The organism is Paractinoplanes lichenicola (assembly GCF_016785085.1).
In the GTDB taxonomy this organism is placed as follows: Bacteria; Actinomycetota; Actinomycetes; order Mycobacteriales; family Micromonosporaceae; genus Actinoplanes; species Actinoplanes lichenicola.
In genome coordinates this window covers 505,106-520,679 of the sequence record NZ_JAENHO010000008.1, presented here as the reverse complement: position 1 = coordinate 520,679, position 15,574 = coordinate 505,106, and the positions used below count along the sequence as shown (strand labels likewise).

Annotated in this window: 14 protein-coding genes; 7 read left to right on the top strand and 7 right to left on the bottom strand. The window is 70.4% G+C overall.

What is annotated here, in order from left to right:
- Positions 1 to 24: 24 nt before the first annotated feature.
- Positions 25 to 1,353: a serine/threonine-protein kinase gene (locus JKJ07_RS29355; protein ID WP_202995040.1), complete on the top strand. Its 1,329-nt coding sequence runs from the start codon at positions 25 to 27 to the stop codon at positions 1,351 to 1,353.
- Here JKJ07_RS29355 and JKJ07_RS29350 read toward each other — a convergent pair.
- On the bottom strand, positions 1,350 to 2,066 hold the full coding sequence (locus JKJ07_RS29350; RefSeq protein WP_202995039.1) for a hypothetical protein: 717 nt from the start codon (positions 2,064 to 2,066) through the stop codon (positions 1,350 to 1,352). The genes JKJ07_RS29355 and JKJ07_RS29350 overlap by 4 nt on opposite strands.
- Positions 2,067 to 2,220: 154 nt before the next feature.
- Positions 2,221 to 4,035 carry a LamG-like jellyroll fold domain-containing protein gene (locus tag JKJ07_RS29345; protein WP_307834467.1) on the bottom strand — a complete coding sequence of 605 codons (1,815 nt, stop codon included), beginning with the start codon at positions 4,033 to 4,035 and terminating at the stop codon, positions 2,221 to 2,223.
- Between the two features lie 93 nt (positions 4,036 to 4,128).
- Between JKJ07_RS29345 and JKJ07_RS29340 the strand changes: the two genes are divergently transcribed.
- Entirely contained in the window at positions 4,129 to 4,554 is a 426-nt protein-coding gene (locus tag JKJ07_RS29340) for a hypothetical protein (protein WP_202995038.1), read from the top strand.
- Here JKJ07_RS29340 and JKJ07_RS29335 read toward each other — a convergent pair.
- Complete coding sequence (locus JKJ07_RS29335) at positions 4,551 to 6,053, bottom strand: GntT/GntP/DsdX family permease (protein ID WP_202995037.1); 1,503 nt, start codon at positions 6,051 to 6,053, stop codon at positions 4,551 to 4,553. The two genes, JKJ07_RS29340 and JKJ07_RS29335, sit on opposite strands and share 4 nt — an antisense overlap.
- A 37-nt stretch (positions 6,054 to 6,090) precedes the next feature.
- On the opposite strand from JKJ07_RS29335, the gene JKJ07_RS29330 reads away from it, so the two are divergent.
- Entirely contained in the window at positions 6,091 to 7,785 is a 1,695-nt protein-coding gene (locus JKJ07_RS29330) for an FUSC family protein (protein ID WP_202995036.1), read from the top strand.
- A gap of 64 nt (positions 7,786 to 7,849) precedes the next feature.
- On the opposite strand, the gene JKJ07_RS29325 is transcribed toward JKJ07_RS29330, so the two are convergent.
- Both JKJ07_RS29325 and JKJ07_RS29320 read right to left on the bottom strand, forming a co-directional pair.
- Positions 7,850 to 8,479, bottom strand: coding sequence for a TetR family transcriptional regulator (locus JKJ07_RS29325; protein WP_202995035.1), 630 nt, complete (start codon positions 8,477 to 8,479; stop codon positions 7,850 to 7,852).
- Positions 8,476 to 9,972, bottom strand: coding sequence for a DHA2 family efflux MFS transporter permease subunit (locus JKJ07_RS29320; protein WP_202995034.1), 1,497 nt, complete (start codon positions 9,970 to 9,972; stop codon positions 8,476 to 8,478). The genes JKJ07_RS29325 and JKJ07_RS29320 overlap by 4 nt, the downstream gene beginning before the upstream one ends.
- Positions 9,973 to 10,025: 53 nt before the next feature.
- Between JKJ07_RS29320 and JKJ07_RS29315 the strand changes: the two genes are divergently transcribed.
- The 4 genes from JKJ07_RS29315 (at position 10,026) to JKJ07_RS29300 (ending at position 12,367) form a co-directional block, all read left to right on the top strand.
- The gene (locus JKJ07_RS29315; protein WP_307834466.1) at positions 10,026 to 10,868 is read left to right on the top strand and encodes an amidohydrolase family protein; all 843 of its coding nucleotides are present in this window, start codon (positions 10,026 to 10,028) and stop codon (positions 10,866 to 10,868) included.
- Between the two features lie 75 nt (positions 10,869 to 10,943).
- Entirely contained in the window at positions 10,944 to 11,099 is a 156-nt protein-coding gene (locus JKJ07_RS29310; protein WP_184949291.1) for a hypothetical protein, read from the top strand.
- Between the two features lie 27 nt (positions 11,100 to 11,126).
- On the top strand, positions 11,127 to 11,573 hold the full coding sequence (locus JKJ07_RS29305; RefSeq protein WP_202995033.1) for an EVE domain-containing protein: 447 nt from the start codon (positions 11,127 to 11,129) through the stop codon (positions 11,571 to 11,573).
- On the top strand, positions 11,570 to 12,367 hold the full coding sequence (locus tag JKJ07_RS29300; RefSeq protein WP_202995032.1) for a PfkB family carbohydrate kinase: 798 nt from the start codon (positions 11,570 to 11,572) through the stop codon (positions 12,365 to 12,367). The genes JKJ07_RS29305 and JKJ07_RS29300 overlap by 4 nt, the downstream gene beginning before the upstream one ends.
- Here JKJ07_RS29300 and htpG read toward each other — a convergent pair.
- Both htpG and JKJ07_RS29290 read right to left on the bottom strand, forming a co-directional pair.
- Positions 12,364 to 14,193: a molecular chaperone HtpG gene (gene htpG / locus JKJ07_RS29295; protein ID WP_202995031.1), complete on the bottom strand. Its 1,830-nt coding sequence runs from the start codon at positions 14,191 to 14,193 to the stop codon at positions 12,364 to 12,366. The genes JKJ07_RS29300 and htpG overlap by 4 nt on opposite strands.
- A 65-nt stretch (positions 14,194 to 14,258) precedes the next feature.
- Positions 14,259 to 15,542 (bottom strand): citrate synthase, encoded by a 1,284-nt coding sequence (locus tag JKJ07_RS29290; RefSeq protein WP_202995030.1) that lies wholly within the window; start codon positions 15,540 to 15,542, stop codon positions 14,259 to 14,261.
- Between the last annotated feature and the right edge of the window lie 32 nt (positions 15,543 to 15,574).

Genomic DNA, 15,574 nt, shown 5'->3' with positions numbered 1-15,574 from the left:
GCGGCGTACGGGTAGAGGAGGTTCATGCCATCCCCAGGTGAGATTCTCGGTGATCGCTACCGGCTGGACGACCGGATCGCGGCCGGCGGCATGGGCGAGGTCTGGCGGGCGACCGACACGGTGCTCGGGCGGGACGTCGCGGTCAAGACGCTGCACGCCGACCGGGCCGGCGATCCCGGTTTCCAGGAGCGCTTCCGGCACGAGGCCCGGTCGATGGCCGCGCTGCACCACCCCGGGGTGGCCGACGTCTACGACTTCGGCGAGACGGCGGGCGGCGCCGACGCGTACATCGTGATGGCCCGCATCGACGGTCAGCCGCTGAACGAGCGGATCGCCGAGCAGGGCCGGCTCACCCCGGCCGAGACCATGTCGGTGGTGGCCCAGGCGGCGCGGGCCCTGGAGGCCGCGCACGAGGCCGGCATCGTGCACCGCGACGTCAAGCCGAGCAACCTGATCATCAAGGCGGACGGCACCGTCGTGCTGGTCGACTTCGGGGTGGCCCGCTCGGCGAGCTCGTCCACGCTGACCGGCGCGCGCGAGGTGGTCGGCACGGCCATGTACATCGCGCCCGAGCAGGTCTCGAAGGAGACGACCGGGCCGCCGGCCGATCTCTACGCGCTGGGTGTGGTGGCCTATCACTGCCTGGCCGGGCATCCGCCGTTCCTGGGCGACAACCCGATCGCCATCGCCATGCAGCACCTCAGCGAGACGCCGGCCGACCTGCCCGACGACGTGCCGCCCGCGGTGCGTGCCCTGGTCATGCGGGCGATGGCCAAGAAGCCGGAGGATCGTTACCCCAGTGGGGCGGCGATGGCCGCGGCGGCCGATCAGGCGCTCTCCGGCGGTGGCGGTGACACGACCGCGATCCTGGCGGCGCCTCGCTATGCCGCGGCCGCCGCGCCCAAGACCCTTTCCGAGCCCGTACGGGGTCAGGGCCCGAGACGCGCCACCCTGGTGCTCGCCGGGGCCGGGGCGCTGGTGCTGGTCGCGGCCATCGCGGCGCTCGCGGTCTGGCTGCCGACCCGGGGCGACGACGAGACCAAGACGCCGGGCGTGGTTTCGCCGTCGCAGTCGGTCAAGGGGACGGTCGGCACGGGTGACGCGCCCGACGAGCCGAAGAGCACAAAAACCCGCGACACTCCGCAACGGCCGACGACCAAGCCCGCCCCGCCGCAGGGCACTCCCACCTCGTCGCCGCCCGACACGGCCGAACCCGGCACCACCACGTCGCCGCCGGTCACGTCGTCGCCGCCCGTGATCGAGGACCCGCCGCCGCCGGACGACGAGACCACGTCGGCGCCGGCCGGCGGCGAGGAGGGTGAGCCGGAGGCCGGCTCCGGCGCGATCCCTTAGGACCGCGCGGTGACCTGCGCCTTGAGCTCGGCCACCTGGGCCGTGAGCTGCTCGATCGCGTCGAACAGCTTGGGCATCTGGTCGTTGGCGATCGTGCCGGTGCGCACATTTGTGGTCACGATCGCCCCGTCGGCGCGCTGCGTCGGCGTGCCCGTGGACCGGCCGATGTTGAAGGCCCAGATGTCGTCGATCTGCGCCTTGACCTGCTTGGCGATCTCGGCCGAGATCCACTTCTTGTCGTCGGCGGTGAGTGCCACGGGAACGTCCTCCAAATGCCAGGAAGCCACGGAGGCTTCGCGGTTCGTCTCGTACGAGGATGAGAAGTGCGCGTGGTGGTCGTGCGGGTTGGCTCCCGAATACGCCTCCTGGCGCCACCCGGTGCCGGCCGACCAGATCCGCCGGTTGTAGATGATGTAGCGCAGCCGCGTCTCGGCGCCCGACCGGCAGCGGGTGAGCAGGAACTGCACCACCTTCTCCATGGTCAGGCCCGGCGTCCGCAGATCCACGTCGACGTCGATCGCGTGCACCTCGTTGGTCCGGTCGGCATCCCGGATCGGCACGTTGCCGGTCTCGTCCGGGTTGTGGTCCGACGAGCCGGCCGAGTGCGCCGTGTCGCCGACCGAACCGTCGCTCGACTTGTCGCGGTTCGGCGCGATCGCGTTGAACTCGGAGCGCAGCCTCACCAGGCAGGGGACCAAGATCCAGCTGGCCATTCGTCAACTCCTCACGCTGCGTAGATGACGGCGGGCAACGCTACCAGTACCCGTACGGCGAGGTCATCACTCAATTAGGGCCAGAGTGTGGCATGTGGGAAATTCAACTCTCCACTTTGATCATGAACAGTGGGTGACCGCGTCCTCTCTGGAATTATCCGATCGTGATCCAGACGTCGTCGATTGCGCCGTGGAACTGGTCGTTCTGGGCGCCCACACCCTTGCCGCCGAGGCTGAACGGCTGGGCGCTGCCGATCGCGAGCGACTCGGGGATCGCGATGGTCGCCCGCACCTGCTCGTCGACCGCGATCGCCAGCGTCGGGCCGGTGCGGCGGCACTCGAGGGCGTGCCATTTGTCGTCGGCGATCGAGTTCTTACTGCGGACCACGTACGTCGTCCCGCCGCTCGTGTCCGTCATGGCGCAGCTCGGCTTGCCCGTGACGCCGTCCACCTGCAGCTTGTACTGCCCGCCCGCGGCCGCGTAGCCCTTCTGCAGGACGTTCTGCCCGTCCGGGCCCCGCGCACCGGCCGGCGCCGTGGCGAGGCGCACCGCCGCGCCGTACCGGATGGGCTTGGTCCCGGGGTTGAGATCCGGCGTGTTCTCGGCCTGCAGCACCAGCTTGGGGCAGGTCTCGCCGGAGCAGCGCGGCGGGAAGGTGAGGGCCTGCCCGGCGCCGTGCGGCTCCATCGCGACCTCGCCGCCGTCGCGGGTGACCGTGCGGAGCAGGTGGCCGTGGCCCGAGCCGTCGTCGAAGCTGCCGTCGGCGATCGTCGAGTCGAAGTTGTAAGAGGCGACGGGTCCGGTCGCCGGCGCCTTCTCCACTCGCGGCGTTACACCCGAGAAGGCCACATACCGCTTGCGGGAGACCGCGCTGACCGTCGTGAAGTCGCCGACCGCGCTGATCGAGCCGAGCTGCGGGCTGGTCGCGATCTGCCGGGTGCCGACCACGCCGTTGGCCTGCGGCGCCCACTCGAGCAGATTGCCCTGAGCGTCGACCGCGGCCAGCTTCCCGCGCGTCACCGAGCCGTCGGTGCACACGCCCTTGACGCCGTTGTTGGTGGTGGTGCAGGCCTTGTCGAAATGCCCACCCACGTACGTCGTCCCGTCGAGCACCGCCACCGCCTGCGCGTCGCCGTCGAACACGCGGGTCCAGCGGGTCGCCCCGGCCGGCGTGTACGCCACCGCGCGGCCGCCCTGTCCGCCCAGCGCCACATAGACGCCCGCCGGGTCGGCCGCCACCGCGAAGACCTGCGACACCGGCTTGGGCACGAACGCCGGGTCGAGCGCGCCGGTGACCGGGTCCACAGCCGACAGCCGCAGCGTCGAGCTCTTGTTGTTCGTCTTGTGGAAGCGCCCACCGACGTACACCCGCCGCGGCGTGACGGCGACGGCGTTGACCACGTCGTCGGTCGTCGGCGCCCACGGGTCGAGCGCGCCCGTGGCCAGCGTGAACGCCGCCAGGTTGCCGCGCGCCACCCCGTTCACGGCGGTGATCCGGCCCCCGAGATAGAGCCGCCCGTTGCCGGTCGCCAGCGCGTTCGGCTGCCCCAGCACCGTGTGCCGCATCGGGGTCAGCTGCCCGTTCGTCGCGCCGATCCCGGCCACGGCGTCGCGGGCGGTGCCGTTGACGTTGTCGAAGTCGCCCGCCGCGTACACGACGTCCCCGGCGACGGCCAGGGCGCGCACATTGGCGTCCGCCGTCGGCTGCCAGTCGAGCAGATTTCCCGTACGGGCGTCGAGCGCGGCCAGCCGGGTGCGCGCGACGGTCTTGCCGCCGACGATCGCGCTGGTGAAGTTGCCGCCGACGTAGACGGTCGAGCCGCGGTAGGCGACCGCGTACACCGGCCCGTTGAACGACGGCGACGTCACCGGCGTGGGCGTGACCACCTCGGCGATCGCGACGCCCCCGGCCGACGCCATGAGCCCGGCCAGGGCAACGATCAGGCTACTTTTTCGGATGTTGGGCACATAGCTCGTTAACTACGGTTCCCGCGCGGGGTTGCGCGCTTTCCCCCGGTTCCTCCGGTGGTGAATCCATCGATTGTCACTACTATGTCGGACATGCGTCATCGTCGACTCGTTCTGCTGCCGCTCGGGCTGGCCGCCCTTCTCGCGGGCTGCCAGAACGAGGGAACGCCCGCTTCCACCCCGATGCCGATCAGCATGGCCCCGATCCCGACGGCGTCGGAGGGCGTGCCCGAATACGTCTGCGCGGCCACCCAGGAGATCCTCACCGAGGGCGCGGAACGGCTCGCCACCCTGGCCGCCGGCACAGGCGACGAGGTCGCGACCGGCATGCAACGAACCCTGGCCGACATGGCCACCCAGGTCGCCGCCGAACGCACCGGAGTGACCGACATCGGCCTGCTCGACGCCCTCCAGAAGATCAGCGAAGAGCTCTCGGCCGGCGCCACCCGCCCCGACCCCCTGGCCTACGTGAACGGCGACTTCCAAACGGTAGGCCAAAAACTCGACGGACTCTGCTAGACAACCAGGCTGAGCAGCATCACGCAGGCGAAGCCGACGACCGAGATGATCGTCTCCATCACCGACCACGTCTTGATGGTCTGGCCCACGGTCATTCCGAAGTATTCCTTGACCAGCCAGAAGCCCGCGTCGTTGACGTGCGAGAAGAACAGCGAGCCGGCGCCGATGGCCAGGGCGAGCAGCGCCACGGTCGGCTTGTCCAGGGTGGCCGCCAGCGGCGCCACAATGCCGGCGGCGGTGATCGTGGCGACGGTGGCCGAACCGGTCGCGAGCCGGATGCCGACCGAGACCAGGAAGCCGAGGACCAGCGCGTTGATGTTCGCGTCCTTGGCCGCGTCGGCGACGACGTTGCCCACGCCCGCGTCGACCAGCACCTGCTTGAAGCCGCCGCCCGCGGCCACGATCAGCAGGATGCCCGCGATCGGCGGCAGCGACCCGCCGATGACGGCCAAGGTCTGCTGACGGTCGAACCCGGCCCGCTTGCCCAGGCTCCACATGGCCAGCAGCAGCCCGGCCAGCAGCGCGACGACCGGTTCCCCGATCACTTCGAGGGCGCCGCGGACGCTGTTGCCCTCGGCCAGCGTCAGCTCTCCGATCGCGCGGACCAGCATCAGCACGATCGGCACCATGACGGTCAGCACGGCGGGCCAGAAGCCCGGGTTGCGCCGCCCGGCCGGGAGCTGCTCGTCGACCAGTGCGTCCGGCCGCCCGGCGGGGTTGGCGACGTCGTCGCGGTCGACGAAGTCCTGCCCACCGGCGGGCCCGCCACCAGCCCGGTCCCCGCTCGTCGCTTTGTCGCCGCTTGCCGCGTTGCCGCCGCCCGCCAGCACCAGGGCTGGCACCGGCAGGGGCACCCGCTTGGCGATCCAGTTGCCGAAGACCGGCCCCGCGATGATCACGGTCGGGATCGCGCAGATCAGGCCGAACATCAGGGTCAGCCCGAGGTCGGCGTTCAGGCTGGAGATCGCGACCAGCGGCCCCGGGTGCGGCGGCACCAGGCCGTGCAGCACCGAGAGCCCGGCCAGCGCCGGAATGCCGATCCGGAGCAGCCCGATGTCCGTACGCCGGGCCACCAGCAGCACGATCGGCACCAGCAGCACCACGCCGACCTCGAAGAACAGCGGCAACCCGATCAGCGCGGCCACGCCGGCCATGGCCCACGGCAACGCCGAGCCGGTGACGCTGTTGACGATCCGGTTCACGATGCCGTCGGCGCCGCCCGACTCGGCCAGCAGCGCCCCGATCATCGACCCGAGCGCGATCAGTAACCCGACGTTGCCGACGGTGCTGCCGAGCCCGGCCGTGAACGAGTCGATCGTGGCGCCCGGCGACGCCCCCGCGACGATGCCGAGCGTGGCCGACCCCAGGATCAGCGCCAGGAACGGATGCCACTTGGCCCAGGCGATCAGCAGAACCACAACTACGATGCCCAGCACGGCGGCCAGCACGAGCTGCCCGGTCCCCGCGTCGGTGATGGCCTCAGCCGCGACAGACGTCATGACCCGGCGACTACCCGACCCGAGTAACTTTCAACCCATGCCCGCCATGCCGCCTGACCTGCGCATGGCGGCGCGTATTCGCCCGGTCGACGCCACCTGGGCGTTCGCCCTGCGGGCCGGCCTGGCGGTGGCGGTTCCCCTGATCGTCCTGGTCGCCACCGGCCACACAGCGTGGGCCGGCGTGGCGACGTTCGGAGCCTTCACCGCCCTGTACGGCCGCGACGAGCCGTACCGCCGCCGCGCCCTGATCACCGCCGGCGCCGCCGCGGGCCTGGTGCTCGCCGTGGCCGCCGGCACCCTCGCCGCGCTTGCCCCACGCCCTGCCGTGGTCGGCGTGGCCGCGGTCGCCCTCGTCGGCGCCGCCGCCACCGTTCTCGGCAACCGCTTCCGCATCGGCCCACCCGGCGGTCTCATGTTCGCCTTCGCCACTGCGGTCAGCAGCGCCCTCCCCGCCACCGCCGGGTCTCTGCCCCGCAACATCCTCCTGACCGCCGCCGCGGCCGCCGTCGCCTGGCTGATCACCATGTCGGGCTACCTGATCGCCCCCGAGGCCCCGCGCCGCCTGGCCATCGCCCGCGCCCTGCGCGCCTCCGCCGCCCTGGCCGACGCCCCCACCGGCCCGCCCGGCCTGACCGCCCGCCACCAGGCCGCCCTGGCAGTCGAACGGGCGTGGCGAGCCCTGGGCCCCGATCGGCGTGTCGAAGAGGTGCTGATCGCGCACGCCGAGACGGAGCTGAGCGGCCTGCACGGTCACGACCCGGCCGCCGCCGCCGAACTCCGGGCGCTCGCCGATCAGGTGACCCGCCGTGGCTCGCTCCCCCGGCTCACCCCCACCGCCCCCGAGCAGCGCAAGATAGCCGAGCGCCGCCTGGCCGCCACCCTGCTGCGCAGCCTGCCCGCCCGTCCGCACGGCCCGCTCTGGCCCGCCGCCGCCCGCGTTGCGCTCGGCGCTCTGGCCGCGGGCACCGTCGCCGGCCTGCTGGCCCACGTCACCGGCCTGGGCCACCCGTATTGGGCCGCCGTCTCCGCGGTGGCCGTCCTGCAGGCCGCCTCGCTCCGGCTCTCCCTGCACCGCGCTCTCCAACGCGGTGGCGGCACCCTCGTCGGCCTCCTGATCGCCGGCGCCGCCGTCGCCGTGCCCGGCGGCCCCTGGGTGCTGGTCGCCGAGATCGTTGTGGCCCAGGTCGTCGCCGAATTGCTGGTGGTGCGAAATTACGGTCTGGCCATGCTGGCCGTCACCCCGCTGGCGCTGCTCGTCGGTGAGCTCGGTCACGCGACCCCGCCGCTCGAGCTGGTCGGCGACCGGCTCGTCCAAACCGTCCTGGGCTGCGCATTCGGCCTGGCCGCGGCCCTGCTGATCCGCAACCGGGCCGCCGCCCGCCACCTCGACGAGGCGATCCTGGCGGTAGAAACAGCCACCGCCTGTGGACAACCCGAAGCACCCTCGGCGCCCACTGTGGAAAACTTGACGAGCTCGAGCCCCGAGCCGCTTAGGGTGGAGGTCCCCCGGTCGGGTGGGCCTTATTCCAGCACCAGTAAGGGCGCGGAAGATCAAACCACGGGGCCGGAGCAGGGGCGCCGTCTGGCGTTGCTGGTGGCCACGATGCGCGAGGCCTACGAGGTCGCTGCCGGCGAGCCCGGCCTGCGCCCCGAAGTCACCGCCCGGGTGCTGACCGCCGAGCGCGAGGCCCGCGCCGCGCTACTGACAAAACCGCCCGCGCCGCGCCACTGACAAAACCGCCCACGCCGCGCCACTGACAATGCCCCGTGACGCCATAGCCCGGGCGGAGCGGCGGTCAGGGCTGCAACGGCTCCAGATGGGTCCGCAGCCCGATCAAGGCTTCGCGGACGTTGTCGAAGTCGTGCGAGTCGAAGTGGTGCGGCCGGCCCGGCGGCAGGAATGTCAGCGACACTCCCACGAACGCCCCGGCCAGCGCGCGGGCGCCGAAGTCGGTGGGCGGCACCCCCAGGCGTTCGGCGATCACCCCGGTCAGCATCTCGACGGCCGCCACGGTGGCCTGCAGCTGACGGGCCAGCAGTTCGGGCACGCTGCGAAACAGCTCCTGACGGCGCCGTTCGCTGTCCCATTCCTGCTCGGTGAGGCGCTCGAAGACCTGGCGCATGCCGAGCAGCACCGCGTCGGCCACTGGCGTCTCGGGCGGCTGGGCCCGGATGGCCTCGATGATCAGTGGGTCGTAGTCGTCGGTCACGACCACGTCTTCCTTCGTCGGGAAGTAACGGAAGAAGGTGCTCGGCGAGACCTCGGCCGACTCGGCGATCTGCTCGACCGTGGTGGCCGCGTAGCCCTGGGAAGTGAACAGCTGCATCGCCACGGCACGGATCGTCGCGCGCGTCTTCGCCTTTTTGCGCTCGCGAAGTCCGGCCGCCGCGGGAGGGACGGCGGCGGCACGAGCGTCTGACGTCATACCAGCGATTCTGCCAAAACCTCCGGCTGGTCCTCCGCGGGCCGCGCGGGCATCATCACGAGCGCGAGCACCACACCGGCCAGGGCCAGCGCCCCGGCGACGAGCAGAGACCGATCCATCCCGTACGTGAAAGCCTCTCGAACGGATTGCCCGAGCCCGGCATCCCCGGTCTGCGCCGCCACCGAGACGCCCGAGGTGACGCTCTCGCGCACGGCAGCGGGAGCCGAGCCGGGCACGTGCGAGCGGTAGGCCGAGTTGAGCACGGTCCCCAGCACGGCCACCCCCACGGCCCCGCCGACCTGGCGCAACGCCTGCAGCAGCGCGTTCCCGATGCCGGCCCGGGCGGGGGTCAGCGCGCCGATCGCCGCGTTCAGGGCGGGTGGCATGGTCAGTCCCAGCCCGAGGCCGGTCAACGTGATCCACACGGCGATGTATCCGTACCCGGTGGTGGCCGACGTCTGGGCGCCCAGCACCGACGCGACCGCGATCGCCAGCAGCCCGCCCGCGATCACCAGCCGAGCCCCCAGCGCGGCGGCCAGCTTCTCCCCTGCGCGGGCGCCCACGATCAGCCCGCCGATCACCGGGAGCAGCCGGATTCCCGAGCCGAACGCGTCGTGCCCGCCGACGGCCGAGAACAGCTGGGGCAGCGAGAACAGCAGCCCGAGCATCGCGAAGCTGGCCACAGTGGCCAGCACCGCCCCGCCCGTGAAGGCGCGGTTGCGGAACAGCGCGAGGTCGACCAGCGGTGACGCGGCCCGCCGCTGCCACAGCACGAAGACGACGAGCAGCACGATTCCGGCCGCGATGGTGAGCAGCGAGCGCGGGTCGGTCCAGCCGCGCGAGCCGGCCTCGATGATCCCGTACGTGATGCCGACCAGCCCGGCGGCCGACAGCAGCATGCCGGCGACGTCGATCCGCGAGGACTCGCCCCGCGACGAGGGCAGCCAGAGCGCCAGCGCCACCACCCCGGCGATCACCACCGGCACGTTGATCAGGAAGACCGAGCCCCACCAGAAGTTGTCGAGCAGCCAGCCGCCCAGCAGCGGGCCGAGCGGGATGCCGAGCGCGCTCGCGGTCACCCAGATCGACATGGCCCGGCCGCGTTCCCGGTTGTCGAACAGCGTGGTCAGCACGGCCCCGGACAGCGGCATGATCACCGCCGCGCCCAGGCCGAGGACGGCGCGGGCGGCGATCAGCTGACCCGAGGTCTGCGCGTACGCACAGGCGACCGACGCCGCACCGAAGAGCACCAGGGCCCCGATCAGCAGGCGTTTGCGGCCGAGCCGGTCGCCCAGCAGCCCGGCCGGCAGCAGCGCGGCCGCCAGCACGAGCAGGTAGGCGGTGGTGAACCACTGCAGGTCACCGGTGGAGGCGTCGAGATCACGGGCCAGGGTGGGCAGCGCGACGCTGAGCACGGTCGTGTCGAGGCCGACCGCGAGGGTGCTCAGGGCCATCGCGGCGAGCGCGTACCAGCGCGAAGTGGAAGTAACCATAATTTGAGAGTAGCTGTCATTTAATAGCAGCTGTCAAGATGTAGGCTCGCAGTGTGATCGAGCGCCTCGCCGACGTGCACACTCACTTCCTGCCCCCGCGCATGCAGCGCCGGGTATGGGATCACTTCGACCAGGCCGGCCCGCTGATCGGCCGGCCGTGGCCGATCACGTATCGCGGGAGCGAGCAGGAACGCGTCGAAACGCTCAGGAAGTTGAACGTCCAGATGTTCAGCGCGCTCGCGTACGCGCACCGCCCGGACATGGCGGCCGACCTCAACGAGTGGACGCTCGCGTTCGCCGAGCGCACCCCCGGCTGCCTGCCCAGTGCCACTTTCTTCCCCGAGCCCGGCGTGACGGCGTACGCGCAAGCGGCTCTTGATCGTGGGGCGCGGATCTGGAAGCTGCACCTGCAGGTCGGCGGGTTCGACCCCCGCTTGGCCGAGCTCGATCCCGTGTGGGGGCTGATGGCCGAGGCGGGGGCGCCGGTGGTGGTGCACGCCGGGTCGGGTCCGGTGGCCGCCGGGTTCACCGGGCCGGGCCCGATCGGCGACGTCCTGCGCAAGCATCCGCGGCTGAGCGTCATCATCGCGCACGCCGGGGCGCCCGAATATGAGGGCTTTCTCGAGCTGGCCGAGCGCTACGAGCAGGTCCGGCTCGACACCACGATGGCTTTCACCGACTTCTTCGAGCGGATGGCGCCGTTCCCGCGCGACCTGCGACCGCGGCTGCGCGCTCTCGGCCTGGCCGGCAAGGTGCTGCTGGGCAGCGACTTCCCCAACATTCCGTATCCGTACGAGCACCAGATCGAGTCGCTGGCCCGATTGGAGCTGGGCGATGAATGGTTGAACGCCGTCTGCTGGTGGAATGCGCAAGCGTTGTTCGCGCCGCGCGGGTGAAGGTGCACGAAACGCGTGCGCGGACGTGCCACGATCATGTAGGCACACGCCCGGTCGCGGAAGGAGCCATTTCTGATGAAGAAAGCCCTCGGCTGGATCGTGCTCGTCCTCATCATCTTCTACATCGGCACGAACCCCGGTCCGGCCTCCGAGATCGCGCAGGGCATCGGCGACGGCATCGCCGAGGTCTTCCGCAACATCGGGGTATTCGTGCGCGAACTGGCAACCTGACCGCCCCCGGCTGACCAGACTGACCAGATGGCGCACTGGCTTCTCCAGCACAATCCGGCCCGCGGCGCGTGCGGCAGCGGCGACTGGACCGTCCGACGCTACCGGGAGCTGATCACCGCGGGCGACGACGTGGCCCTGTGGCACAGCGGTCCCGGCGGCGGCGTGGCGGCGGTTGGCACAATCGTCGACGCCCCGCACGACTCGGTGATCGGCGTCCACTTCACGCGCGAGTTCGCGAGCCGGCCAATCCCGCGCGAGACGCTCAAGAACGATCAGCGGTTCTCGGACGCGCTCATCCTGCGCATGGCCGGCGGCAGCAACCCGTTCCCGCTCACCCCCGCGCAGTGGCAGGCCATCGTCGAACGCATCCCGCCCGAGCACCAGTTCGTCGCGGCGACGGTCCGGGGCGCCGCGGCCCTCGCGGCAGCCGGCGCCACCGCGCTCCGGGAGGCGGTACGCTCGGTCGCGGAATGATCCTCTGCGTCGGGCTGGCCACCGTCGACCTCGTCTATCGGGTCGATCGGGTGCCCGGCGTGGACGAGAAGGCGCAGGCCCGCTCGGCCGAGGTCGCCGCGGGCGGTCCGGCCCTCAACGCCGCGATCACGGCGGCCGCCCTGGGCGCGCCGGTCACTTTGGTCACGGCCATCGGCACGCATCCGCTGGGCGCCCTCATCCGGCAAGATCTAGAGACCCATGACGTACGCCTCGTGGACGCGGCCCAAGATTCCGAGGGGTTGCCACCAGTCTCGACCGTCATCGTGGTCAACGGCACGGGCGAGCGCACGATCGTCAGCCGCAACGCCGGTGACCGGTCGTTCCGCGTACCGGGGGAAGGTTTGCCCGACGCGGAGCTGACGCTGGTCGACGGGCATCACCCCGTGCTGGCAGTGGCCGCCGCCCGGGCCGCGCGCACACTCGTGGTCGACGCCGGAACCTGGCGGCCCGTCTTCGCCGACATCCTCCCGCACGCCGACGTGGTCGCCTGCTCGGCCGCGTTCCGCTCTCTGGATGGCCTCACCGCCCCCGACGTGATCGTCACCCACGGCCCCGCCCCGGTGACCTGGACACGGGACGGCCACACCGAAGAGATCGAAGTCCCGCCCGTCGAGGCGCTCGACACCGCGGGCGCCGGCGACGCCTTCCACGGCGCTCTCGCCTACGCGCTGCACGCCGGAAAACCCATGCGGGACGCGATCACCGAGGCGATCCGGGTGGCCGGGGTGCGCGTTCAGCACCCCGGCCCCAGAAGCTGGCTGGACGAGCTTTAGACCGTCTTGGCCAGGCGCTCGGCCAGCAGCTTGGCGAAGCGCGCCGGGTCCTCCAGGTCGCCGCCCTCGGCCAGCAGCGCCGTGCCGTAGAGCAGCTCGGCCGTCTCGGGCAGCGCCGGGTCGTCGGCCCGCTCCTCGAACGCCGTGCGCAGACCGCTGACCAGCGGGTGACCCGGGTTGAGCTCGAGGATCCGCTTGACCCGCGGGCCCTCCTGCCCCATCGCGCGATACATCTTCTCGAGCGCGGGCGTGATGTCGTCGGTGTCGCTGACCAGGCACGCGGGCGAGCTGATCAGGCGGTGCGACAGGCGGACGTCCTTGATCTGCTCGGTCAGCTGCTCCTTGAGGAAGGTCAGCAGCGGCGCGAAGTCGCCCTCGGGCTCCGGCTCCTCCTTGTCCTTGGGCAGGTCGACCGAGCCGCGCGCGATGGACTGCAGCTTCTTGCCGTCGTAGTCGGGGACGGCCTCGACCCAGATCTCGTCGACCGGGTCGGTCAGGATCAATACCTCGTACCCCTGCTGCTGGAACGCCTCCATGTGCGGCGAGTTCTCCACCTGCGAGCGGCTGTCACCGGTCAGGTAGTAGATCTCCTCCTGACCCTCCTTCATCCGCTCGATGTACGCGGCGAGGGTGGTCGGCTCGGTGCCCGCCGTGGACGCGAACGTCGAGACGTCGAGGATGGCCTTCTGGTTGTCCTGGTCGTTGAGCAGGCCCTCCTTGAGGGCGCGGCCGAACTCGCGCCAGAACGTCGCGTACTTCTCCGCGTTGTTGTTGCGCAGGTCCTTGATGGTCGACAGCACCTTCTTGACCAGGCGCCGGCGGATCATCTGGATGTGCCTGTCCTGCTGCAGGATCTCGCGCGAGATGTTCAGCGACAGGTCGGCCGCGTCGACCACGCCCTTGACGAAGCGCAGGTAGTCCGGGATCAGCTCGCGGCTGTCGTCCATGATGAAGACGCGCTTGACGTAGAGCTGCAGGCCGTGCCGGGAGTCGCGCTGGAACAGGTCGTGCGGGGCCCGCGACGGCAGGAACAGCAGGGCCTCGTACTCGAACGTGCCCTCGGCCTTCATGTTGATGATCTCGAGCGGCTCGGACCAGTCGTGGCTGATGTGCCGGTAGAACTCGTGGTATTCCTCGTCGGACACCTCGGAGCGGGGCCGCGCCCAGAGCGCCTTCATCGAGTTGAGCGTGTCGTCGCCCATCTTGATGGGGAACGCGATGAAGTCCGAGTACTTCTTGACGATCTCACGGATCTTCCAGTCGTCCGTGTAGTCGTAGAGCGCGTCCTCCTCGTCGGTGGGGCGAAGGTGGACGGTGACGGTGGTGCCGACCGGCGCGTCGGGCGCGTCGTCGATCGTGAACGTGCCCTCGCCGCCGGACTCCCAGCGGGTGCCGTGCCCCTCGGTGCCGGCCTTGCGCGTCACCAGCTCGACCTTGTCGGCCACCATGAACGTCGAGTAGAACCCGACGCCGAACTGGCCGATCAGCTCCGGGCTCTCCTTCGCCTCGCGCAGCTTGGCCAGCAGCTCGGCCGTGCCCGACTTGGCGATCGTGCCGATCAGCTCGACGACCTCGTCGCGGGTCATGCCGATGCCGTTGTCGCGCACCGTCAGCGTGCGCGCCTCCTTGTCGGCGGCCAGCTCGATGTGCAGGTCGGTGGCGTCGGCCTCGAGGCCGTCCTGGAGGGTGGCCAGGCGCAGCTTGTCCAGCGCGTCCGAGGCGTTCGAGATCAGCTCGCGCAGGAAGATGTCCTTGTTCGAATAGATCGAGTGGACCATCAACTGCAGCAGTTGCCGGGCCTCGGCTTGAAACTCCAACGTCTCCATGCCCCGATGTTACGAAAACGCCCCGCCGGAAATCCGGCGGGGCGTCGATAGTTCGTACGAACTTGTCAGCGCTTGTCGATCGCGACGAACTCGCGCTCCGGGGCGCCCGTGTAGAGCTGCCGCGGCCGGCCGATCTTGTTGGCCGGGTCGTTCATCATCTCGGTCCACTGCGCGATCCAGCCGGGCAGGCGGCCGATCGCGAACAGCACCGTGAACATCTTGGTCGGGAAGCCCATCGCCTTGTAGATGAGGCCCGTGTAGAAGTCCACGTTCGGATAGAGCTTGCGCGAGACGAAGTACTCGTCGTTGAGCGCGATCTCCTCGAGCTGGAACGCGATCTCGAGCAGCGGGTCGGGCTTGTCGAGGGTCGCCAGCATCTCCTGCGCGGCCTTCTTGACGATGGCGGCCCGCGGGTCGTAATTCTTGTAGACCCGGTGGCCGAAGCCCATGAGCTTGACGCCCTTTTCCTTATTCTTCACTCGCGTGACGAACGAGGCGACGTCGCCGCCGTCCTTGCGGATCTGCTCGAGCATCTCGAGCACCGCCGCGTTGGCCCCGCCGTGCAGCGGGCCGGAGAGCGCGTTGATGCCGGCCGAGACCGAGGCGAACAGGTTGGCCTGCGCCGAGCCGACCAGCCGGACCGACGACGTCGAGCAGTTCTGCTCGTGATCGGCGTGCAGGATGAACAGCATGTCCAGGATCTTGGCGATCTTGGGGTCGACGTTGTACTGCACGGTCGGCAGGCCGAACGTCATCCGCAGGAAGTTGTCGACGTAGTCCAGGCTGTTGTCCGGGTACGGCAGGGGGTGGCCGATCGACTTCTTGTACGCGTACGCCGCGATGGTCGGAAGCTTCGCCATCAGCCGGATGCCGGAGATCTCGACCTGCTCGGGGTCGAGCGGGTCGAGCGCGTCCTGGTAGAACGTCGACAGCGCGGTGGTGGCCGAGGAGAGCACGGCCATCGGGTGCGCGTCGCGTGGGAAGCCGGAGAAGAAGGTGCGCATCTCCTCCTGCAGGAGCGTGTGCACCCGGATCTTGTCGGCGAAGTCCTTGAGCTGCTGCGGCGTCGGCAGCGCGTCGTGCATCAAAAGGTACGAGACCTCGAGGAACGACGACCGCTCGGCCAGCTGCTCGATCGGATATCCGCGGTAGCGGAGAATGCCGGCGTCACCATCGATATAGGTGATCGTCGACGTGGTCGAGGCGGTGTTGACGAAACCCTGGTCCAGAGTGACGAAGCCGGTCTCCTTCAGGAGGGCACTGACGTCGATGCCGCCGGGGCCCTCGACCGCCTCGCGTACCGGCATCGAAAGCTGCCCGCCAGGGTGGTCGAGCTTGACATCCGTCATGTATTTCCCTCACTTCACCGGCAGATGTCCCA